Source organism: Chryseobacterium sp. FR048, assembly GCF_056844665.1.
The window spans coordinates 213469-236617 of sequence record NZ_JBXDSE010000007.1; the positions used below are offsets into that span (position 1 = coordinate 213469).

Annotated in this window: 11 protein-coding genes; all 11 read right to left on the bottom strand. The window is 38.1% G+C overall.

Translation table 11 applies throughout. The features are described 5' to 3' along the window. Positions 1-19 precede the first annotated feature (19 nt). The 11 genes from AC106K_RS19755 to AC106K_RS19805 all read right to left on the bottom strand — a co-directional run bounded on the left by AC106K_RS19755 (position 20) and on the right by AC106K_RS19805 (position 23026). Positions 20-5020: a GEVED domain-containing protein gene (locus tag AC106K_RS19755; protein WP_482447167.1), complete on the bottom strand. Its 5001-nt coding sequence runs from the start codon at positions 5018-5020 to the stop codon at positions 20-22. Positions 5021-5255: 235 nt separating this feature from the next. Continuing rightward, a complete protein-coding gene (locus AC106K_RS19760) occupies positions 5256-9590 on the bottom strand; it encodes a GEVED domain-containing protein (RefSeq protein WP_482447168.1) in 4335 nt (1444 codons plus the stop codon). Positions 9591-9934: 344 nt separating this feature from the next. Next, positions 9935-12937 (bottom strand): reprolysin-like metallopeptidase, encoded by a 3003-nt coding sequence (locus tag AC106K_RS19765; RefSeq protein ID WP_482447169.1) that lies wholly within the window; start codon positions 12935-12937, stop codon positions 9935-9937. 179 nt (positions 12938-13116) lie between these two features. Then, positions 13117-13785 (bottom strand): DUF6048 family protein, encoded by a 669-nt coding sequence (locus AC106K_RS19770; RefSeq protein ID WP_482447170.1) that lies wholly within the window; start codon positions 13783-13785, stop codon positions 13117-13119. After that, the gene (locus AC106K_RS19775; RefSeq protein WP_047096262.1) at positions 13751-14221 is read right to left on the bottom strand and encodes a DUF6452 family protein; all 471 of its coding nucleotides are present in this window, start codon (positions 14219-14221) and stop codon (positions 13751-13753) included. The genes AC106K_RS19770 and AC106K_RS19775 overlap by 35 nt, the downstream gene beginning before the upstream one ends. Positions 14222-14252: 31 nt before the next feature. After that, positions 14253-15665, bottom strand: coding sequence for a 23S rRNA (uracil(1939)-C(5))-methyltransferase RlmD (rlmD, locus tag AC106K_RS19780; protein ID WP_482447171.1), 1413 nt, complete (start codon positions 15663-15665; stop codon positions 14253-14255). A 107-nt stretch (positions 15666-15772) separates the two neighbouring features. Further along, positions 15773-17317, bottom strand: a complete 1545-nt coding sequence (locus tag AC106K_RS19785) for a TlpA family protein disulfide reductase (RefSeq protein ID WP_482447172.1) — start codon at positions 17315-17317, stop codon at positions 15773-15775. A 308-nt stretch (positions 17318-17625) separates the two neighbouring features. Then, positions 17626-18393, bottom strand: coding sequence for a succinate dehydrogenase/fumarate reductase iron-sulfur subunit (locus AC106K_RS19790; protein ID WP_185288546.1), 768 nt, complete (start codon positions 18391-18393; stop codon positions 17626-17628). 24 nt (positions 18394-18417) lie between these two features. Further along, positions 18418-20430 (bottom strand): fumarate reductase/succinate dehydrogenase flavoprotein subunit, encoded by a 2013-nt coding sequence (locus AC106K_RS19795; RefSeq protein WP_482447173.1) that lies wholly within the window; start codon positions 20428-20430, stop codon positions 18418-18420. A 15-nt stretch (positions 20431-20445) separates the two neighbouring features. Continuing rightward, positions 20446-21108, bottom strand: a complete 663-nt coding sequence (locus AC106K_RS19800) for a succinate dehydrogenase cytochrome b subunit (protein WP_047096267.1) — start codon at positions 21106-21108, stop codon at positions 20446-20448. A gap of 145 nt (positions 21109-21253) precedes the next feature. Then, positions 21254-23026 carry a ComEC/Rec2 family competence protein gene (locus AC106K_RS19805; protein WP_482447175.1) on the bottom strand — a complete coding sequence of 591 codons (1773 nt, stop codon included), beginning with the start codon at positions 23024-23026 and terminating at the stop codon, positions 21254-21256. Between the last annotated feature and the right edge of the window lie 123 nt (positions 23027-23149).

The window sequence follows — 23149 nt, forward strand, 5'->3', positions numbered from 1 at the left end:
AATGATAGTCAGATTCATCTTATTCTTTTATGAATTTCTTCTGTGTAGTCTTACCGTTATCGTCAATATCAATTACATATACTCCATTAATCAGCTTACCAACATTAATCTGATTATTTAGGAGAATTCCATCAGCAATCACCTGACCTACGGCATTGTAAATCTTATATTTCGCTCTTTTGCTAATATTTTTCACAAACAATACTGAACTTACAGGGTTAGGATAGATCAGAACCTCGTCCTGATTGATAGGATTAGCGCCAACCTTTTTAGAAATCCTTACTGAATAATCTTCTACTTCTCCATTCTTAAAGCTCAGACAGTTCACAGGAACTCCATCTCTTTCCATGGCCACTCTCATTACTACATATTTGTAGTCTGTCATACTTACAAAGGCATCTACTGGTACATTGAATTTACCTGATACCGGGCTTGTTGTATTGGGAGGTGAAGTAAACACTCTTTCGTTAACGTCAAATTCTCCGTTTCTGTTGAAGTCAATCCATACTGCAATTCCTTCATTATAAGTATTTCCTGTCCATTTCTTCTCAATAATGATTTCATTATCGGTAGATCCCTGGATCAGCTCGATGAATGTTTTAGGAACTCCTGTGTAATCTGTATAAGTAGAAGCTCCTGATTCATTTTCCATCACATTCTTACCGTTTGGTTTCACGGTTACTTTAGAAATATGCTCTCCTATAGAACTTCCTGAATTCATTTTACAATACGTTACTGTAGGAGTGGTAAAGTAATAAGGTGGAGTGAAAGTTCCAGGGATACTGTTACAGATATTGGCAACCTGCATTTCATATTTAGTAAGTTCCGATAATCCTGTCAATATATAAGTATTGGTAGGGACCTGAATATTCGTCCAACTTGGAATTCCTACTTTTCTATATCTCAGAATATAAGTAGCCCCAGGAAAAGGATCCCACTTAATCTCTGCAGATGTTGGAAACAGCTGGGTAATAGTCAACCCTGGTGGAGGAAGTTCACAAATTCTCTCTGTTGTAAACACCACAGGATTCGAATATGAATTCCAGATGTTTTCTCCAAAACATCTGTTGGCAATCTGTACTTCATAAGTAGTATATGGATCAAGATTTCCAAGGGTATAGGTATTGAGAGGTGCTGCAGGCAGATTAATTTCCGGATTTGGCCATCCTGTACTTCCTACCTTTCTCCAACGCATTTTATAGGCTACTCCTGCTACACTTGGTGTCCAGGTAATTAATGCAGAATTTACTGTAATGCTTCCAACCGTTACATTTGGAGGAGTAGGATCACATCTTGTCGTGAATGTTTTAATAGGAGTAAATGTTCCTACAGAAGCACCACAATTGGCAGCAATCTGAACCTCATAGGTGGTAGATGGCAATAAATTATTCAGTGTATAAGGGGTATCAATAAGGTAAATATCCGTCCATGCTGTTGTCCCTAATACCCTGTATTGTAAAAGATAGCTAAGGTTATCGGTTGCAGCAGTCCAGCTTATAATAGCTGAATTGTGTGTAACCGTATTAAATGCAAGCCCAGTTGGAGTAGCTGTACTGCAGGGTCTTAATTTCACAACATAATCTTCCACTTCTCCATCAACGATATTCTGACACATAACAGGAGCACTTGTCTTGCGTAAAGCCACTCTCATAGTCGTTGTTAGTGGTCCAGAATAGGCATTGGCAGGAACAGCAAAAGTTGCGGTAACAGGGGTAGTAGGATTCGCTGCGGAAATAAGAATTCTTTCTGAATTATCAAATTGTCCATCCCTGTTAAAATCAATCCAGGCAGTCACAGCAGTATTAGTGGTCACTCCATTCCAGCCTTTCGCTACTGAGATCTTATTATTGACGGAGCCTATTTCCAATGTGATTCTTGTATCAGGAGTTGTATAGTTGGTATAATTATTCTGTACGGAAGTATTATTCATTACCGGCAGCCCAGGATTGACAGAAGTCACCGTTACATTTGAAATATGTTCATTGGTACCTGTACCTGTCATTGGACAGTATGATAATATTGGCGTAGTAAATTGTTGTGATGCAGAAAATCCACCCTGACTATTATTGCATATTGTGGCAACCTGAACTTCATACTTAGTATCCTCTGTAAGGCCCGGAATTGTATAGTTATTTCCCGGTGCCAACACAGGGTTTACGGTCGTCCATGCTGTAGTTCCTACTTTTCTATATCTTAATGCATAGGTTGCTCCTGTGGTGGTTGCCCAAGATACATTGGCAGAATTTGGTGTCAGATTGGTAATCGTAATGTTGGTAGGTGCTACATTTGTACATGCTGCAAGATCTATGAGTTTAATGGCATAGTCTTCTACTTCGCCATTCGAGAAAGAACCACATGCAGCAGGACTGCTTATATCCCGCATTAGAACACGCATTCTTGTAGTAAGAGGTCCTGTATAAGCTGTAGCAGGTACCTGAAACTGAGCTGTTATGGGGGTTATCTGACTGTTGGTTCCATTAAGAACTCTTTCAGTCGTTTCGAAGACTCCGTTTTTATTAAAATCGATCCAGACACTTACGGCTTTGCTGCTCAGAGCAGCCGGCCATGATTTGGAAACTGATATATTATTATTGTTAGTCCCGCGAACCAATGTTATTAATTTTGCCGCATCGCCCGAATAATCTGTATAATTATTAGCTCCCGAATTATTACTCATTGTATAGGAACTTGTTGCAGCTACTGTTACATTGGAAATATAACCGTCATTGGCGTTACTTGAAGTGGCAGTACAATAAGGGGTCATGAAAACCGTAATGGCAGAGAAATTTCCAGTTACTCCTGCACAGATATTGGCGATCTGGATTTCATAATGCGTACCGGCCGTGAGCCCGTTAATGGTTACTGTATTAACCGTCGGATTAGGGGTAACGGTAGTCCATACAGTAGTTCCTGCTATGCGATAACGCACAATATAGGTTGCATTATAAGAAGCATTCCATGCAATCGTTGCGGTTGCCTGTGTAACAGTTGTAACAGAAACTCCTCCAGGAGCATTGGTACTACAGATCGGTAAAGTATTTATCGGAGCATTTCCAATGGCATAAAATACATTATTAACAGCACTTACCCTAATCTTAGCAGTTCCCCCCACAGTAAGAGGAAAAGGGCTGAAATCCAGGGATTCAGATCCGTCATTAGGTGTTGAGGCTGATACTACATTCCAGGTTACGCCATTATCTGTTGTAAAATCTATCTTCACATTGGGAGCATTATAAGGTGCCGTATTGGTATTCACCACATCCCAGACTACATTGGTAGGCCCGTTGTTATAAACAGTAGTCGGATTCACCTTGAACGGCCCTTCATTTCCTACAGTAATGGTCTGAACTGCGAACTTCGTCTGCTGTTGAGTGGCAATAGGGCTATTATCCCTTACTGTAACCGCAAAATTGGTCGATCTTGGTACAGTGGAAACAGCTTCCCAGAGATTATTGGAATTATTTAAAACTCCCGCCAGCACTGAAGATAATCTTGGAAAATAACGTGTGGGATTTGCAGATGGAAACATAGACCTGAATGAAGGTCCTGCATCTGTATTCCCTAAATTAACCGCATTGATGGAAACGTTCATATTATCAACTTGTTCCCAGGTGTAGGTCATAGGATCATTTTCAGGATCTGTAGCTGAGGCTGTCAAAACAAAAGCTGTTCCTTTAGGAATAGTATAGGTAGGTAATGCCGCAATTACCGGAGGATTATTGGTGGTCGGAAGCTCTACATCACAAGTAGCCGACACTAAGACAGCCTGCACCTGATCTATGGTTCCTTTAAAGAAATAAGCATCAGATTTTTGCTGCACATTAAAGGTTGTACCTGCAGGAGGAGTAACTCCCTGTGCGTCTGCTACACCGGCATAAGCCATAATTGTGGTTCCTGAAGCAGGTTCCATTTGTACCGGACCTCCTTGGTTCTGATAGGAAAATGTATGATACCCTCCCAATTGATGCCCCATCTCATGAGCGACAAAATCAATATCAAATGAATCTCCCTGTGGAATTCCATTGGATGGAGAAGTAATCCCAGATCCTTTACCTTGTGGCTGAGCTGTTGAAGGGTCCCGGCATATACACCCTAAACATCCTGCATTTCCTCCTCCTCCTGAAGCTCCGAATAAATGCCCTATATCATAATTTGTATTTCCTACATTTGCTGTTAAGGTTTGCTGCAATTCTAAATTCCATGAGTTGGGTACTCCGCCTCCCGGTGTTACTGAAGTGTAGGGATCTGAAGCAGCGTTTGTGTAGATTACATTGGGATAATTCTGCAGATTCATATGCAATGCAAAATCTTTTTCAAAAACCCCATTCACTCTGGTAAGTGTTGCATTGATTGCCGTTAATGCTCCGGCAACTGTTCCGCCAAAAAATTGAGTATATTCTCCAGTCACAGACATGGCCAGTCTTAATGTTCTATATTTTTTGTCAGAAGATTTAGCAAAATTCGCAGGCTGGTTTTTAAAAGATTGCCCTTCTTTGTAAAGCTTTTCTATTTCATGTTTGTCAATTTCCTTTTCTTCAGTTGAGCAAACAAATCCTGCTTTACCATTTCCTGTTTTAGGATAAACACGGTAAATTGTTTTTCCTCCATTAGCCGGCTCAATAAACTCAGACCCTCCTTCTTTCATAATCATTGACTGAAAGTCATTAGGAGCTAAACTGAATCTAAGGTATTTTCCAGGATCGTCGATTCCTATTCCAACATAAGAACCCAACTTGTATTGATCTGCCAGTTCTTTCACTACAACCGGAAAACTATACACGGAAAATTTTTCTACTCTCCCGTCCAGAGTTGGTAAAGATATAATAACAGGTTTTGCATTTTTCCCTGTTTCCTGCGCATTCTCCAATTGAGATCTTAGCAGTGAAATGTCTAAAGAATAATAGCTGTTAGTTTGTGAGCCATCTTTAATTGTTTTTCCGTCAGGTACTATGGGAGTCCATTGTGCATGTACTATTGCGAACAAATAAAGGAAAAAGAAAGAAATAAAAGTTTTCTTCATAATTTTTCTTAAAGATTTGTATTAATTTCACGAAAATAAACATTTACATATCAATAAACAATACATTTCATGATTTGATTACAAACTTCGCAATAAAAACAACAAAACAATTAAAAATATTAATTGTTTCATATGAAATCAATGAATAAATTCGAAATATGATGATAAATGGACAAATAAGACAAAAAAATAAGCCTCCATTCCTGGAGGCTTATTCTATCTGAAATTTAGCTTATTATTCTTTGATAAATTTCTTTTGAACAGTTTTGCCGTTATCATCGATATCGATTACATAAACACCATTAATCAATTTGCTTACGTTGATTTGGCTATTCAATAGGATACCGTCTGCGATTACCTGTCCGGCAGCATTGTAAATTTTATATTTCGCTCTTTTGCTGATATTTTTAACAAACAATACTGAACTTACCGGGTTAGGATAGATCATCACTTCAGTCTGGTCAAGAGGGTTAGCGACTACTTTCTTAGAAATTCTAACGGTATAGTCTTCTACCTCTCCATTCTTAAAGCTCAGACAGTTCACAGGAACTCCGTCTCTTTCCATTGCCACTCTCATTACTACATATTTGTAGTCTGTCATACTTACAAAGGCATCCACTGGCACATTGAATTTACCTGATACCGGGCTTGTTGTATTTGGAGGTGAAGTAAAGACTCTTTCGTTAACGTCAAATTCTCCGTTTCTGTTGAAGTCAATCCATACCGCAATTCCTTCATTGTAAGTATTTCCTGTCCACTTCTTCTCAATAATGATTTCATTATCGGTAGATCCCTGGATCAGTTCGATGAATGTTTTAGGAACTCCTGTGTAATCTGTATAAGTAGAAGGTCCTGATTCATTTTCCATCACTTTCTTACCGTTTGGCTTCACAGTTACTTTAGAGATATGTTCTCCTATCGAACTTCCTGAATTCATTTTACAATAGATTACAGTAGGTGTTGTAAAGTAGTATGGAGGAGTATAATTTCCTGGTGTACCATTACAGATATTTACAACCTGCATTTCATATTTCGTTAATTCTGAAAGACCTGTCAGGACAATATTGTTAACCAATGTAGGAACTTCTGTCCAGCTAGGAATACCTACTTTTCTATATCTAAGCAGATAGGTTGCTCCTGGGAAAGGATCCCATTTGATCTCTGCTGATGTTGGTAACAATTGAGTAATCGTTAATCCCGGAGGCGGAATTGTACATATTCTTTCTGTAGTAAATACTTTAGGGTTAGAATAGGTATTGGTTGTACTTTCTCCGTTACATTTGTTAGCAATCTGTACTTCATAAGTAGTATATGGCTCTAAAGGAGTTACACTTCCTAATACGTAAGTATTGGTAGGAGGGTTAGGTAAACTAACAGTAGTCCATGTTGATGTACCTACTTTTCTCCATTGCATTGTATAAGTCGCACTTGCAACAAGTGGAGACCATGTAACCAATGCAGTTGTTGGTGTAATATTAGTTACCGTTACATTCGGAGGAGTAGGATCACATCTTGTTGTGAATGTCTTGATAGGAGTAGCTGTACCTACAACATCTCCACAGATTGCAGCGATTTCAACTTCATACGTCGTAGCCGGAGTAAGTCCGTTGATCGTAAGATTCGGCAGGTTATTTAATAATGCTGAAGCATATACCACTGTCCATGCTGAAGTTCCCGCTACTCTGTATCTTACTACATAGCTTACTCCTGCTCCTGTAATATTAATCGTTACAGAATTATGGGTAGGCGTGAAAACAGGTGTATTTGGAATGGCATTACTACAAGGTCTGATTCTTACTCTATAATCTTCTACCTCACCGTCTACTGCGTTAGCACATAAAACAGGAGAACTTGAACGCTTCAGTACCACTCTCATGGTAGTAGTTAATGGTCCTGTATAAGCTGTAGAAGGAACTGCGAATGTAGCGTTAACAGGCGTAGCTGTACTGGCTGCAGAAAACAGAATTCTCTCTGTAGTATTATCAAATACTCCATCTCTGTTGAAATCGATCCAAGCAGTAACAGCATCGTTTCCTGTTGAAGCATTCCAACCTTTCGCTACAGAGATTTTATTATTTTGAGAGTTAACATCTAAAGTAATAAGAGTCTCAGGCGTTGTATAACTGATATAATTAGTCTGTACTGAAGTATTATTCATTGGCGGTACCCCAAGGTTTGAAGAAGTAACAGTTACATTTGAAATGTGATCGTTAGTTCCGGAACCGATCATCGGACAATAAGACAACGGTGGTGTTGTAAATGTCACGGATGTTGAGTAGCTACCTGTAGAAGTTCCACACTTCGTAGAAACCTGAACCTCATAAGTCGTCTGCTCTGTAAGACCAGGAATTGTATAATAGTTCTGACCTGCAGGCAAAGTAATAGACTGCCAAGCGCCAGTTCCTGTTCTCCATCTTATTGTATAAGTAGCTCCTGCTGATGATACCCATGATACTGTAGCAGTAGTAGCTGTAAGGCTGTTAACCGTGATATTGGTTGGAGCCGCTGTTGTACAGTTCTGAGGATCTACAAATCTTACTGCATAATCCTCTACCTCTCCTTCAGAGAAAGATCCGCAGGCATCAGCATCACTATAATATCTCATCGCTACACGCATACGGGTGGTAAGGTTTCCTGTATAAGCATTGGCAGGTACAGCAAAATTAGCAGTTACCGGAGTTGTATTATTATAAGTCGTATTCAGGATTCTTTCGCCTATTTCAAAAATTCCGTTTCTGTTGAAATCGATCCATGCAGCAACCCCATAAGAAGAAGTAGAACCTGGCCAGTATTTGGTAACCGAAATTTTATTGGTATTAGGTGTACCTCTTTCAAGGATAACCAATCTTGTAGCATCTGTACTATAATCTTTGTACCCATCCGATCCTGAATTACTTACCATAATTGGAGCATTGGTTGGAGTTACTGTTACATTGCTGATATATCCACTTGTAGAGGTATTCCCTGTAGGACTTGATGTACAATAACTAAGAGTAGGAGTAGTAAAGTTCACACTAGCAGAGAATGCTCCTGTAACGCCGCCACATACCGTAGCGACCTGTACTTCGTAAGCTGTTCCATCTATTAAGTTTGAAAGCAATAGGCTGCTCGCTAATGTTGTATTCACAGGAATTGTTGTCCATGTAGTTCCCGCTACCGTTTTGTACCTTACTACATATGTAGCTCCTATCGCAGGAACCCAGCTTACAAGAGCTGTACCTGCTGTAACGTTTGACACTGCAATATTAGTTGGAGGTGCTGTACTACATGGTTGTAATGCAATAACATTTAATGTATAATCTACATAATTCCCATAAGGTGCAGGACCGCAGGCCGTAATATTTCCTGAATAAGATGTTGCAGTTCTTACTCTATAATTTCCTGGTGGCGTTGTTGATGGGATCGGAATTGTTGCAGTAGCTGTAGCAGCATAACTTGTAGTTGCAAGAATTGTCTCCCCCGGATCATTAAAGCTCATGTTATTATTCCAGTCAATCCACACATAATAATAGAAAGAGCTAAAGCTGCTAGGCATAGAGCTCGCAAGATTCATCGTTAGTGTAGCTGAAGGTATAGCCGAAAAAGGAGCATTAGAATTAACGTATGCTGTATAGGAATTTGCAGTATAACCTAAGTTTGCAATACCTCCTGTAGTCGTCACATTGTTCAGATAATACTGAGTTGAAGTAGACCCTGCTGTTGGTGTACAGTATGCTGTAAATACAGATATAGGACCTACCCACCAGCTTTTGGTTGTAGCATCACATTTTGCTCTTACCCAGATATAATAGGTTGTACTTGGGTTTAATGGAGAAATTGTCGCACTTGTTCCCGTCGTCACTGTTTGTGATGGCGGAGTACCTGCTGTCGGAGCAGTACTTGAAGTACTGTAATAGATTTCATATCCACCTGCAGGAGCTGGGTTAGGTGCAGTCCAGCTGATCCCCGCACTCGTTGGTGTAGCAGAGTTTAAGGTCAATGCCCCAAGAGGGACGCATGCTGGTGGCGGTCCAAACGTCAGTCGAACATTCGGTCTGTTATTGGTTACTGTACCAACATCCGTAGGAGGGTTACTATCCCCCTGAATATACATATGCATAGAAGTAGCACTGGAATAGGTAAAGGCATTTCCTGCCAATGGTCCTGTTCCATAACCTCCAAAACTGGTCTCCACTAATACCATCAGGTTATCTGACCCGTTATAGTAAAAGGGATTTTGCAGTGTAATGGTATTCCATCCTACCGGCATATTATTTAAAGTTCCATCATACACTAAAGAGGCACCAGAAGTTATACTGGCCCAGTTTTGTGAAGAAATGGTATTTGCGGTACTTGGCACAGCTTTCAGATAAACCTTTACCGGAAGGCTAAAACTTGTAGCTGCTGTAGCGTTCCATGCCACAGAAAGAACGCTTCCTCCTGCGGGAAGATTGATTTCCGAAGCGGTATAAAGAGATGCGGATCTTTCAAATCCGTAATACCCACCCACAGGATATCTTTGAGTAGAGGTCCCTGTACCAATCGTAACTGTTTGTGCCTGCATGAGTAGTCCGAAAACTATACAGAGCATTGTTATGAGCGGCTTAAATGGCCGACTCATTTTACCGAGTAAAAATACACTCATATTTTTTAAAATTTAATAATGAAATACTAGTAAAAGTAATGATAGAGTTCTATCTACGGGATTTCGAATATACTTTTGAAACATCCCTATTTACAGACAAATCTGTATTAAAAAGTAATTTTTATTCCATACGCTATTATTTTAACAATTACACAAATCTAATCATTTTTTCATTATAACATATTCATTAAACCATTTTTTTTGTAAAAATTAAACAATATATCACTTTATGCATTAAATAAATAAATCCCCGACAATGCCGGGGATTTAGTAAAATTTAAAGATTATCTTTATTTTTTGATGAATTTGGACTTGAATTGCTCGTTGCCCTTATCCTCTATTGTAATTATATATCCGCCTTTAACTAAAGTTGAAACATTAACTTTTCCATTATTGATATTTCCACTATTTACCAATTGTCCGGCAGCGTTATAAATTTTGTAAGCTGCTTTATCTGAAACTTTTGTTACATTTAAAACATCAGCCGCAGGGTTTGGATAAATCTGAATACCATTATTTTTAAGGTCTGTTTCTGAAGTAGAAAGAGATGCTGGTGAAATCACAACATTGTAGTCTTCAATTTCTCCGTAATAGAAATTAGTACCACACAGGTAACTGTTTGGAAGCATACCTGCACTACCAGGACCTGTATAGAATACTACTGCTCTCATTCTTAATGCCTGATTTTCCACAGCACTAGCAGGAACAGTAAATGTTGATGAGAACAGAGGCGTTCCCGCAGTTGTAACAGGAACATTCAATACAGCTTCTTCGTTTTCAAAAATTCCGTTTTTATTATAATCTATATAAACAGCAACTACGTCATTAGCATCTGCGCTTCCTACAGATAAGCTAAGAGGATACGATACTCCTTTTGTCAGGTTGATCTGAAGAGAAGGGTTTGTAGTAAAGTTTGTATATGTAGATTCTGTTGAAGTATTGTTAACATTCGCTACCGTAATATTTGAAATATACTCTCCATCTGTAAGAACTGTTTCAGCATCACAATACGTAACAACAACTGTACTAAAGTTAACTGATGCAGAATATGCTCCAACAGTATTTTCACAAACTAAGGCTACCTGTACTTCATAAGTTGTTCCATCTACCAAACCATAGATGTTAACAGCTGAATATGGTGAATTTATTTCTGTCCATACAGCAGAACCTACTTTTCTGTAACGTACTTTATAAGTAGCTCCTGTGTAAGCCATCCATGAAATACTTGCTGCTGAAGTACTGATATTGCTTACCACTACGTTTGTAGGTGCTGAACTGTTACATGGAGAAAGAGGCGTTAACGTAACTGCTCCTACTGTGTAGAAAACATTTCCGATTGCTGAGATTCTTACTTTAATTGTTTGTCCGCTCAATGAAGAAGGGAATGTAAAGTTTTCAGACCCGTCATTAGGTGTTGAAGCAGCTAATACAGTCCATGTTGTTCCATTATCGGTAGTATAGTCAATTTTAACATTGGATACGTTGTAAGGAGCAGCATTGGTATTCGAAACAAGCCACTGGATTGGTGTAGGTGTATTCACATCAGCATATTGACTTGCTAATTTGAAAGGCCCTTGATCTCCTACAACAATTGTCTGCACTCCAAAAGCAGTCTGTTGCTGCTGAACGTTTGGACTATTATCTCTTACTGTTACTGCAAAGTTGGTAGTTCTTGGTATTAATGATACCGATTCCCATTTATTATTCGCATTGTTCAGTATACCACTCATTACAGATGTAAAGTCAGGGAAATATCTTGTTGGATTAGATCCCATAAATTTAGATCTGAATGATGCACCTGTAGCAGTAGTTCCTATATTATTTTTATCAATAGGTGCCGCAGCATCATCTACTTCCTCCCAAACATAACTAAGTGGATCATTTTCAGCATCCGTAGCAGAAGCTGTTAATACAAATGCAGTTCCTCTTGGAATATTATACGTTGGTAAAGCTGCAATTACAGGAGGATTATTGGCAATCGGAGTTTCAACATCACAAGTTTTTTCAATTAGATTCTCCTGAATCTGATCAATACTTGCAATATGGAAATACGGATCAGAATGTTGCTGAACATCAGTCAATGGTCCTGTAATTCCCGCATATGCCATAATAGTAGAACCTGAACCTGGTTCCATATTTACCCCTGATCCTTCAACATCAAATGAGAATGTATGGTTAGCTCCTAGCTGGTGTCCCATTTCGTGAGCTACATAATCGATATCAAAGTTATCTCCTGATGGTGGATATGTTGCAGAAGCGTTCACAGATCCTGTAGCAGGAGAAGTAATTCCTGATCCTTTTCCTTTTGGAACCTGTGTAGTAGGATCTATACATACGCAACCAATACATCCAGCGTTACCTCCACCTCCTGAAGCACCGAATAAATGCCCAAGATCGTAGTTAGTATTTCCTACAATATTTGTTAATTGTGTTTGCAATGCTGTATTCCAGCTAGCTGGCGGCTGATTAGCGTTAGATACCGTAGCATACGGATCTGTAGCAGCATTCGTAAAAATAAGACTCGGATAACTTAATACATTTAAGTGTAATGCGAAATCTTTTTCAAACACTCCGCTTACTCTTGTTAATGTATTGTTGATTTGCGTCCATGCTCCGGAAACACCTCCGAAGAACGTTGTATATTCACCAGTTACAGACATCGCTACTCTGATAGTTCTGTACTTCTTGTCAGAATTTTTAGCAAAGTTGGTTGGCTGGTTGGTAACAGCCTGTCCTTTTTTCAATAGATGATCGATCTGCTTTTTGGCACCCGGACTTTCTTCGGTAGAACATACGAATCCGTTAGGATTTTTCATCGTTTTAGGATGTACTGAATATACAGACTTATCTGTAGTAGCAGGCTCAATAAATTCGTATTTCCCTCCATTCATGACCATTGTCTGAATTTCTGTTGGCGAAACACTAAATCTTAAATATTTGCTTGGATCTTCAACACTTGTTCCCACATAAGAACCCAGCTGATATTGATCAGCAATATCTTTTGCCAATACCGGAAAGCTAAATACTTTAAATTGTTCTATTTTCCCATCCAGATTAGGAAGAGAAATAATAACCGGAGCAGCATTAGGTCCCATCTCCTGAGCATTTTTCAATTGAGATCTTAGTAAAGCTAAGTCCAATTTATAATACCCATTATCTCTTACACCAGATCTCTCTACTGTAAATGTCCCTCTTTTTTTGCTGTCTACTTTGTTAAATGAAGTTGGCGTCCATTGTCCGAACACTGCTCCACCTATAAAAGTACACACTAAGGCAGTAAATACTCTTTTCATAAATTAAAACACAATTATAATTTCCGCCAAATATAACCATTTTATAAATCAAATAAATAAAATAACTTAATATTTTTAATACATTACACATAATAATACTATTCATTAAAAAAAATACAAACTCCAGAATATCCTGAAGTTTGTATTTTACATATCTTAAAAGCAAAGAATATATATTTCTAAAACTTATATGCCAAATTCCATGCAAAGCCCATATTGAATTTTGAAGAGCTTCTTCCGAATCCCGGAACAATCATAGGATATATATCATCTTGTTTGGAGGTGTATACCATATATCTTGGCTGAAGATTTACATCTATATAGAAATTGGAGCTGAATAACTGAACCCTGCCTCCCAATGTACCTTCCAACCAAAAGGAAGACTGAGATGAAGATGGGAAAGCTTCTGAAAAGTTACTTCCTCCAAATCCACGCACAGGAATAGCCATATACTCCTGATTATAGAATGCCCCGGCAACTTTTCCGCCTACATAAAACCCGTTGAATTCATTCTCGGCATCTTTTGCCAGCATATAAAATGCGCCCAGTTTCACAAATGGTCCGTTAGCCTTAGCATCATAACCGTTCTTCTGGTATATATTTTTCTCAAAACCTGCTTCTGCAATGGCGTGAACATTTTCTTTCACCTTTGAAGAAATAAATCCCTGATACAACTTTCTATCTGAGAAGAATCCCATACCGGTATTCAACACGTCAAAACCAACCATAAAGTTCGGCTCGTATTTCCAATGTTTCTTTTGGTCTTCTTTTTTCTCTTGCTTATCCTGTGCCCAGCTTATTATTCCTAATAAACTAAAAAAGAAGGATAAGATTAGTCTTGTCTTCATTCTCTATTTGATTTTGTCCGTTTTCCACGCTAACAACAGGAGTAGGTGTTATTAGTTCTGAAGTTAAATTCTCATAAGATTTTTTGATCCCACATCCCGGAGATACATACGTTGACTTGGTGGTGTACTTCACTCTTACCTGAGATTCCGGTCCTTTAAGTCTGGTTTTAAAATACACATCCGTATAAGGAGAATCATCTACCCTTAAAGGAATAAGTCTTGAGTCAATATTTGCAAGTTTTCCTAACTCTACTTTTCCAGAACCATAATCTACTGATACATAAAGCGTATCTATAGTAGTTAACTTTCCACTTCTTTTGAAAGCTACTTTCATTCTTGGAGTTCCTTCTCCGCTTTCACAAATATCATCATCTCCTCCACAAGAGAAAAGCAGTCCTAAAAAACAGATTGCTATGAGTAATTTAAAATACTTCATATTAAGATTTGAAATTCAAATTTAAATAATTTTATTTTTTTACCAGTAAGGCAATATTCTCAACATGATGCGTCTGTGGGAACATATCTACAGGTAAGATTTTGACAACATTATAATGATCTTTCATCAGTGCCAGATCTCTTGCCTGCGTTGCTGAATTACAGCTTACATAAACCACCTTCTCAGGAGAAAGCTTTAAAATCTGCTCTACTACCTTCTGGTGCATTCCGTCTCTTGGCGGGTCTGTAATCAGTACATCTGCTTTCGGATGGTTTTCCAGGAACTCATCATTGAAAACATTTTTCATATCACCACAGTAGAAAGTACAGTTAGTAAGTCCGTTCAATTCTGCGTGCTCAATAGCTGCATCAATAGCTTCCTGAACGGATTCTATACCTATTACCTGTTTTGCATTTCTTGCCACATATTGAGCAATAGTACCTGTTCCTGTATAAAGGTCATATACCACTTCATCTCCTTTCAGATCAGCAAATTCCAAGGTTTTTCTATATAATTCTAAAGCCTGCTTATAATTGGTCTGGAAGAAAGATTTCGGTCCTATTTTAAACTTCAGCCCATCCATTTCTTCCATCAGGAATCCTTCTCCGGAGTATACTTCAATATCCAGATCATAAATGGAATCATTCTGCTTTGAATTGATTGCGTATACTAATGTTTTAATCTGTGGGAATTTTTCTAACAGGAATTCAAAAAGTTTCTCTCTGTTTTCTTTTTCTTCTCTGTACAACTGGAAAAGCACCATCCATTCCCCTTTAGAGTTCTGTCTCATCATCAGCGTTCTCAGAAATCCTTCATGATTCCTTACATCAAAGAAATCTAACCCGTTATCTACCGCATAGTTTTTCACTGCCAGACGAATGGCATTGGAAGGATCTTCCTGCAGGAAACATTCTTTAAGGTCCAGAATCTTACTCCACATTCCCGGAATATGAAATCCTAATGCATCTTTACTTCCGAAATTTTCTTCAGAGCTTATTTCGTATTGAGTAAGCCATCTTGCATTGGAGAATGAAAACTCCATTTTATTTCTGTAAAAATACTGCTCTTTTGAACCCAGGATTGATACGGTTTCAAAGTCTTCAATTCCGCCGATTCTTTTAATATTATTGTATACTTCTTCCTGCTTGAAGTCCAGTTGTTTTTCATAGCTCATATTCTGCCATTTACAACCACCACAGGTACCGAAATGAACACATTTAGCATCCACTCTGTAAGGAGATTTTTCAAGTATTTCAATGGCTTCACCTTCGAAATATTTCGACTTAGCTTTCTTCACTTTTACATTCACAATATCTCCTGGAATTGCTCCTGAAACCATCACAGCTTTTCCTTCTTCTGTCCGTCCTATTGCCACACCTTTTGCACCGGCAGTCAATAGCTTTATATTTTCAAGAATTAAATCTCTTTTTTTCTTCCTACTCATTTTAAAATTTTCTATTTTCCTAATTGAAACGATTACGTTCCGGTTTGCAAAAATACAATAAAAAAAACCTTATCCGAAGATAAGGTTTCTAACTATATGAAAGTTTATTATTTTGTTTTAGCCGGTTGAGGATTGGCAGGCTGTGGAGCAGCTTGCTGTACAGAAGGATCAATCTGCAGCTGAGGCGACATCTGCTGCGCAGAAGGGTCTACTTTTGGTGCTGAAAGTCCTGTAAGTTTATCCAGAATTGTTACCAGTTCCTGCTCTCCTAAGTTAACGAAAGATCTGCTGGCAATTTTACCGTCTTTATCAACAATTACAAAGCAAGGTAATTTGAACCCGTAAACACCATATTTTTTAGCAATATCAGATTCCATTCCTTTTTCACCGTATACATTCACTCCCTGAATACCTTTCAGTAAAGAGTTACTTGTTTTCACAAACTGATCTTTAGTATCGTCTACATTTACAAATACAAAGTTCATTTTAGACTTGTAGAAGTTCACCACTTCTTTCAATACAGGGATTGTAGCCTCACCGATATAAGGATTCCATGAAGCGTAGAAGAATAACATATAAGGTTTTCCTTTGTTTTCAGAAAGCTGATACGCTTTTCCGTCCTGCTTTACCAAAGCTGCTTCAGGAGCTGCCTCTCCGATCTTAAGTCCTGTAATAGCCATCTGCATTTTCAACAGATCGCTTTTGATAGTAGCATCTTTAATATCTGTATCGATCAGTTTTTTGATCTTGTCAATATTCTTAGCCGGAGTAGTAGGGTGAATATCTGCCTGAGCCATTACAAATGCCAAAAGGTAATCTTTTGCCGTCTGAGAAAGGTCTTTTTGAGTTTTCAAATACTGAGCAAACATGTCTGAAGTTGTAATATCTTTTTTCCCTTTGCTGTTTGCTTCTGCATATTTCTGGAAATCGGGAGTCATTTTCACAAGAAGATACTGTCTGTAAAGAGGAATAGTCTTCACCATTGCATCTTTATCGTTATCCAGTTTCGTCTCATAATCTGTAAGAGCTTTTGAAGCTTTGTAAGATGGATTTCCTGACATTGGACCATGAGACATTTCGTAGTTTGCAAGCAGGTTAAGAATAGTCACCTTAGCATCATTCTTTTTCCATGCTAAAAGTCCTTTGCTAGGATTGTTTTTCTGAGCAAGGTCATCGATATTTTTATTAATATCAGTTTCCACTTTCTGCATTCCTTTTACGAATGTAGCTTCGTCTCCAGACATTAAAGCCCCCAAGTTCACTTTAGCTCCGTATTCTCCTAAAAATTTCTGAGTAGCTGCAAGGAAATCATTATTCTTTTTAGCATCACCCGTGATAACATACTCGTTAGGGAAAGTCATTGAGTTTCCTGAGATGTTCACTTTCTGTCCACCCTCAAGGTAGATCAGGTTTTGTTTGTTGGCATAGTTGATGACATACATTCCATCTTTAGGAGCATCAAAGCTTCCTGAGAAGTTGCCGTCTTTATCTACACCTATATTAATCAAAGGTAAGGTTCCTACTCCTGAAGCTTCTACGAATTCAATTCTTTCTAATGGAGAACCTCCAGTAATTTTTCCTTTTACCTCTACTTTTTTTGAACAAGACATCACGAAAGCTGTGATGATAAACAATAAAAGATATTTTTTCATTTCAATTTTAATATTATACAAAAATAAGCTTTTTAGGGCTTGTTAATTCACACTGATTATTTTTTTTAAAAATTTTATTACAACCCTTCAAAAGGGAGTTTTCAATTGCTTTATCCCACTCAGTTTTATCGGGTAAAAATCGATTGAAATACATTTTGCAATACAATTCAACGACCCTCCAAATATATACTTATTAAATAAAGAATACCAAAGCTTATCAAGAAGTTAACAAATTTTAACAGGAAAATGACCGGTACAAAAAAATCGCCTCCGAAATGAAGGCGATTTTTTATGTATTTGAATCAATTCTATCCTTGATCTACAAGAGCAGCCATGTATTCTCTGTTCATTCTTGCAATATTTTCAAGAGAAATACCTTTAGGACACTCGATTTCGCAAGCTCCGGTATTTGAACAGTTACCGAATCCTTCTTCGTCCATAGCTTTCACCATGTTCAGAACTCTTCTCTTAGCTTCTACTCTACCTTGAGGAAGTAAAGCGAACTGAGATACTTTAGCTCCAACGAATAGCATTGCAGATCCGTTTTTACATGTAGCTACACAAGCTCCACATCCGATACAGGCAGCAGCATCCATTGCTTTGTCCGCATCTTCTTTAGGAACAGGAATAGCATTAGCATCCAGTGTGTTACCTGAAGTATTCACAGAAATGAATCCTCCTGCAGCCATTACTCTGTCGAATGCGCTTCTGTCTACCATCAAATCTTTGATAACAGGGAAAGCAGCACTTCTCCAAGGTTCAATAACGATCGTTTCACCGTCTTTGAACATTCTCATGTGAAGCTGACAGGTAGTGATTCCTGTGTCTGGACCGTGTGCTCTACCGTTGATGTAAAGAGAACACATTCCGCAGATTCCTTCACGACAGTCATGGTCGAAAGCGATAGGTTCTTTTCCTTCGTTAATTAGGTTTTCGTTCAGAATATCCAACATCTCCAGGAATGAAGAATCTGTAGATACATCTGATATTTTATAGGTCTCAAACTGACCTTTAGATTTATTATTTTTTTGTCTCCAAATTTTCAGCGTAAGATGTAAGCCTTTTTTTGCACTCATAATGTTATATTTATAGGTTGGAGATTATTTGTAACTTCTAGTTTTAACCTCGATGTTGTCATATATCAGTTCCTCTTTATGCAATACTTCCGCATTGATATTTTCTCCCTGATATTCCCAAGCCCCGACGTACTTGAAGTTGACGTCGTCTCTTTCCGCTTCTCCATCCGGAGTCGCATGATCCCAACGGAAATGCCCACCACAAGATTCTTCTCTGTTGAGTGCATCGATAGCCATTAATTGTCCTAACTCCAGGAAGTCTGCTACTCTGAATGCTTTTTCAAGCTCAGTGTTCATACCTTCTCCTTCGCCAGGTACTTTTACATTCTTCCAGAAGTCGTTTCTTACTTCTTCGATTTCTTTGATCGCTTCTTTTAATCCTTCAGGAGTTCTACCCATCCCTACTTTATTCCACATAATGTGTCCTAGTTTCTTGTGGAAGTGGTCTACTGAGTGAGTTCCTTTATTGTTGATAAAGAAATCAATTTTATCTTTAATTCCTTTTTCAGCTTCGTTGAACGCTGCTGAATCTGTAGGAATTGCTCCTGTTCTAATATCTGCAGAAAGGTAATCTGCAATGGTGTAAGGAAGTACGAAATATCCGTCAGCAAGCCCTTGCATCAATGCAGAAGCTCCAAGTCTGTTGGCACCGTGATCAGAGAAGTTGGCTTCACCGATTACGAAGCATCCAGGGATTGTAGACTGAAGGTTATAATCAACCCATACTCCACCCATTGTGTAGTGAACTGCAGGATAGATCTTCATTGGAGTTTTGTAAGGATCATCAGCCGTAATTTTTTCGTACATTACGAATAAGTTACCGTATTTCTCCTCAACCCACTTCTTACCAAGATCATAGATCTGCTGATCTGTAGGATTGTGAATATGTTTTTCGATAGCGGCTTCTTTACCTTTTTTGATGATCTCTGTAGAGAAATCAAGGTAAACTCCTTCCTGCGTATCATTATTCTCGATTCCGAATCCAGCGTCGCATCTTTCCTTAGCTGCTCTTGAAGCAACGTCTCTCGGTACAAGGTTACCAAACGCAGGGTATCTTCTTTCTAAATAATAATCTCTGTCTTCTTCTTTAATATTTTCAGGTCTTAATTTACCTTCTCTGATCGCTACTGAATCTTCAATCTTTTTAGGAACCCAGATTCTTCCTGAGTTTCTTAATGATTCAGACATCAAAGTCAGTTTAGACTGCTGAGTTCCGTGAACCGGAATACAAGTCGGGTGAATCTGTACGTAGCAAGGGTTTGCGAAATACGCTCCTTTTTTGTGAATCTTCCATGCTGCAGAAACGTTTGATCCCATAGCATTGGTAGAAAGGAAATATACATTTCCGTATCCTCCTGAAGCGATTACAACTGCGTGAGCAGAATGTCTCTCGATTTCACCTGTTACAAGGTTTCTTGCGATGATTCCTCTTGCTTTTCCGTCTACAATAACAAGATCAAGCATTTCGTGACGGTTGTACATTTTGATTCTTCCTTTACCGATCTGACGGCTCATAGAAGAGTATGCACCTAATAATAACTGCTGACCTGTTTGTCCTTTTGCGTAGAAAGTTCTTTTTACCTGAACCCCACCAAATGAACGGTTATCTAACTGACCTCCGTAATCTCTACCGAAAGGAACCCCTTGGGAAACACACTGGTCAATAATATTTGCAGAAACTTCAGCTAGTCTGTATACGTTAGCCTCTCTTGCTCTATAGTCACCACCTTTGATGGTATCATAGAACAATCTGTAAGTAGAGTCACCGTCTCCCTGGTAATTCTTAGCTGCATTGATCCCTCCCTGAGCTGCAATAGAGTGTGCTCTTCTTGGAGAATCCTGGTAGCAGAACGCTTTTACATTGTATCCTTGCTCTGCTAAAGTAGCTGCAGCAGAACCTCCTGCCAAACCTGTACCTACAACAATAATATCAATCTTATCTCTGTTGTTTGGGGCAACAAGGTTCATATGGTCTTTATGATTTTTCCACTTGTCCTTTAGAGGACCTGCCGGAATTCTTGAATCTAATTTACTCATACTAGTATATTGATATTATTGAGTTATAAAATGATAAACTGCTACGATGATAAATCCTGCAGGGATAAGGATTGAATACCATTTCCCGAAAGCTTTGATCACCGGTGTATATTTTGGATGTCTTGCTCCGATAGACTGGAACGAAGACTGGAATCCGTGAGCTAAGTGTAATCCCAATAAAACAAAAGAGATCACATACAAAGCCACTCTCCAAAGATCTGCAAACTTCTCATGAAGTTCCGGCCAGAAACGCTCAGAATCCGGAGCAATTCCCTGTACATACTTGTAAGTGATTTCATGTAGCCAGAAATCATATAAGTGAAGCGCTAAGAAAGCTAAGATAACAGCTCCGGAAATAATCATATTTCTGGACATCCATGAAGAATTCACAGATGCATTGTTTGCTGCATACTTTACCGGACGCGCTTTATTATTCTTGATCTCAAGCACAAATCCCATTACAAAATGGAAAATTACTGCAAAACCAAGAATAGGCTGCATTAAGAACTGCACAAAAGGATTATAGCCCATGAAGTCAGATGCTGCATTAAATGCATCTTTGTTCAGGACTGATAACAAATTGGTTGTCAAATGCAGTATAAGAAAAATCAGCAAAAACAGAGCTGATAATGCCATAGCGTATTTTCTACCTATCGTAGAACTCGTTAAACCTGCCATATAAGTTTAAATTTGAATTTCCACAAAATTAAGAAAGTTTAACAATATCGAAAAGTGAGAAATCTCACAATTAGACAGTTTGTAATCTTTCTAAATAAGAATTCCGCCCGTTATAAATGCAGGAAAACTACTAAATTAAGAACCCTCATTTCAAATCATAAATCCTATCCCGGAAAACTACTTTTTGAGCAGTGGATGGCAACGCTTTTACTTCAAATACGTTCACCCTTCTTGAAGCACAATAGGGCTTGATAATAAACTGTAAAGTTTTATCATAATCTGCTTTATCCGAAAGCCAGAAACATACTTTAGACCCGTTTTTGACCGAGAAAATCTTATTTCTGCCCAAAGTATAAAAAAGAATCTCTTCTTTCTGATTCTCAAAAGTATTGCTACTGACTCTTATTATTAAAAAAGCCAAAACTGCCATGATTCCCCTCATTATATTTCTAAAATTAAAATTCAGAAGAACAAACCTTAACAGATAGATGATGATGAATACAGAACCTATTTCGACAAGATTCATTGGAATGTTTTCAAAAAACAGAATATCTGCCTGTGCAAACCAATGGATCACTTTCAGCAGAATATGGATCACAAAGTCATAAAATTTACTGATCAGTCCAAAATCAATACTGATCGCAATAAGAGCGGTCATCAGAAAGGAAAATATAATAATTACTTCTGAAAAAGGGACAATGATAAAATTGGCAACGATTGAAATAAAAGAAAACTGATGAAAATAATACAGCACTAAAGGAAGAGTCACCAGCTGGGCAGAAAGTGATATGGTAACGGTATTAAACAATAGCTTTTTCAAATAATGATCTTGCTTAGGAAAATAGTTCAACAGTGGTTGATTCAACCAGAATATTCCCAATACCGCAAGAAAGCTGAGCTGAAATCCCACATCAAAAAACTGCTGGGTATCCAGAATAAGAATAATAAATGCAGATAAAGACAATGAATGCAGCAGATCCGTCTTTCTCTGAAGTAATACTAATATAAAATAGCTACTGAGCATGATGCAGGAACGTAACACAGAGTTTCCAAACCCAATAAATCCCGCAAATAGCCAAATAAAACCTAAACTGAGAATCACAGCGTACTTTCTGAACTTTAGGGGAGCAAAACGCAGCATCAGCAAGTAAAACATACCGAAAATAACCACGATATGAGTTCCGGAAATCGCCAGAAAATGAACAAGTCCAGATCTGTTGAAATCCTTCACAGTATCAGCATCCATACCGGTTCTGTCTGCCAGAATAATTCCTTTTAAAAATTCTTTGGTTCTTGCAGACATTTTTGCACCATCAATTCTTTTAAGGACTTCAAACCTGTATTGACGGACCTTATCTCCTATACTTAAGTCAGTTCGTTCTGCAGAAAAGGGCTCTCCTGACAGATAAATCTGATGTTTAATATTTTTTCGGTTCAAATAACGGGCATAATCAAACTGAAAATCATATTGTGGAGGATAAGGCTGCGTAATAAAAGCCTCCCCTTTGTAATAATGGATAAAATCCAGATCCCGGCTATTTTTAGGAAGATAAAAAACAGCATTAAGGCGTTCGTTTTTGATCTGTGCAATTCCTTCGTATTTTTTATACTTTTCACTTGAGTTCAATTTTTGAGTAATCCGGAAAACAACACTCCCCTTCTCTTTGGAAAAAAGCATAATATCTGGTGAAGTGGTATTATAAAAATGAGCAACAATTCCTGAACAAAAGAACAACAGCCCTAGCAAATAGGCTCTTATGACATGTAAAAAATAAGATCGAAAAAAAAGAAGACTAAAAACCACTCCTCCAGTCAACATTACAGAATAAACAAATCTATCGGACAATACAATCTGATCCTGAAAGACAATTCCAAGAATAAAACATAGGGTCAGAATAAAGAGGGGTTGTTTCTGCAATTTTTCATCAATTATTTCACTAAAATATGAAATTAATTAACTGAGCATCATAACCATAATCACTGATTAAATAACATTCTGCAGATAAAAAGGCCAATAGAACGCCTGATTTTTTACTATTAA

What these genes read in the sequence shown, in the direction of transcription:
- AC106K_RS19755 (WP_482447167.1), bottom strand. Translation starts at nt 5,020, where the DNA reads ATGAAGAAAACTTTTATTTCTTTCTTTTTCCTTTATTTGTTCGCAATA.
- AC106K_RS19760 (WP_482447168.1), bottom strand. Translation starts at nt 9,590, where the DNA reads ATGCTCTGTATAGTTTTCGGACTACTCATGCAGGCACAAACAGTTACG.
- AC106K_RS19765 (WP_482447169.1), bottom strand. Translation starts at nt 12,937, where the DNA reads ATGAAAAGAGTATTTACTGCCTTAGTGTGTACTTTTATAGGTGGAGCA.
- AC106K_RS19770 (WP_482447170.1), bottom strand. Translation starts at nt 13,785, where the DNA reads ATGAAGACAAGACTAATCTTATCCTTCTTTTTTAGTTTATTAGGAATA.
- AC106K_RS19775 (WP_047096262.1), bottom strand. Translation starts at nt 14,221, where the DNA reads ATGAAGTATTTTAAATTACTCATAGCAATCTGTTTTTTAGGACTGCTT.
- rlmD (WP_482447171.1), bottom strand. Translation starts at nt 15,665, where the DNA reads ATGAGTAGGAAGAAAAAAAGAGATTTAATTCTTGAAAATATAAAGCTA.
- AC106K_RS19785 (WP_482447172.1), bottom strand. Translation starts at nt 17,317, where the DNA reads ATGAAAAAATATCTTTTATTGTTTATCATCACAGCTTTCGTGATGTCT.
- AC106K_RS19790 (WP_185288546.1), bottom strand. Translation starts at nt 18,393, where the DNA reads ATGAGTGCAAAAAAAGGCTTACATCTTACGCTGAAAATTTGGAGACAA.
- AC106K_RS19795 (WP_482447173.1), bottom strand. Translation starts at nt 20,430, where the DNA reads ATGAGTAAATTAGATTCAAGAATTCCGGCAGGTCCTCTAAAGGACAAG.
- AC106K_RS19800 (WP_047096267.1), bottom strand. Translation starts at nt 21,108, where the DNA reads ATGGCAGGTTTAACGAGTTCTACGATAGGTAGAAAATACGCTATGGCA.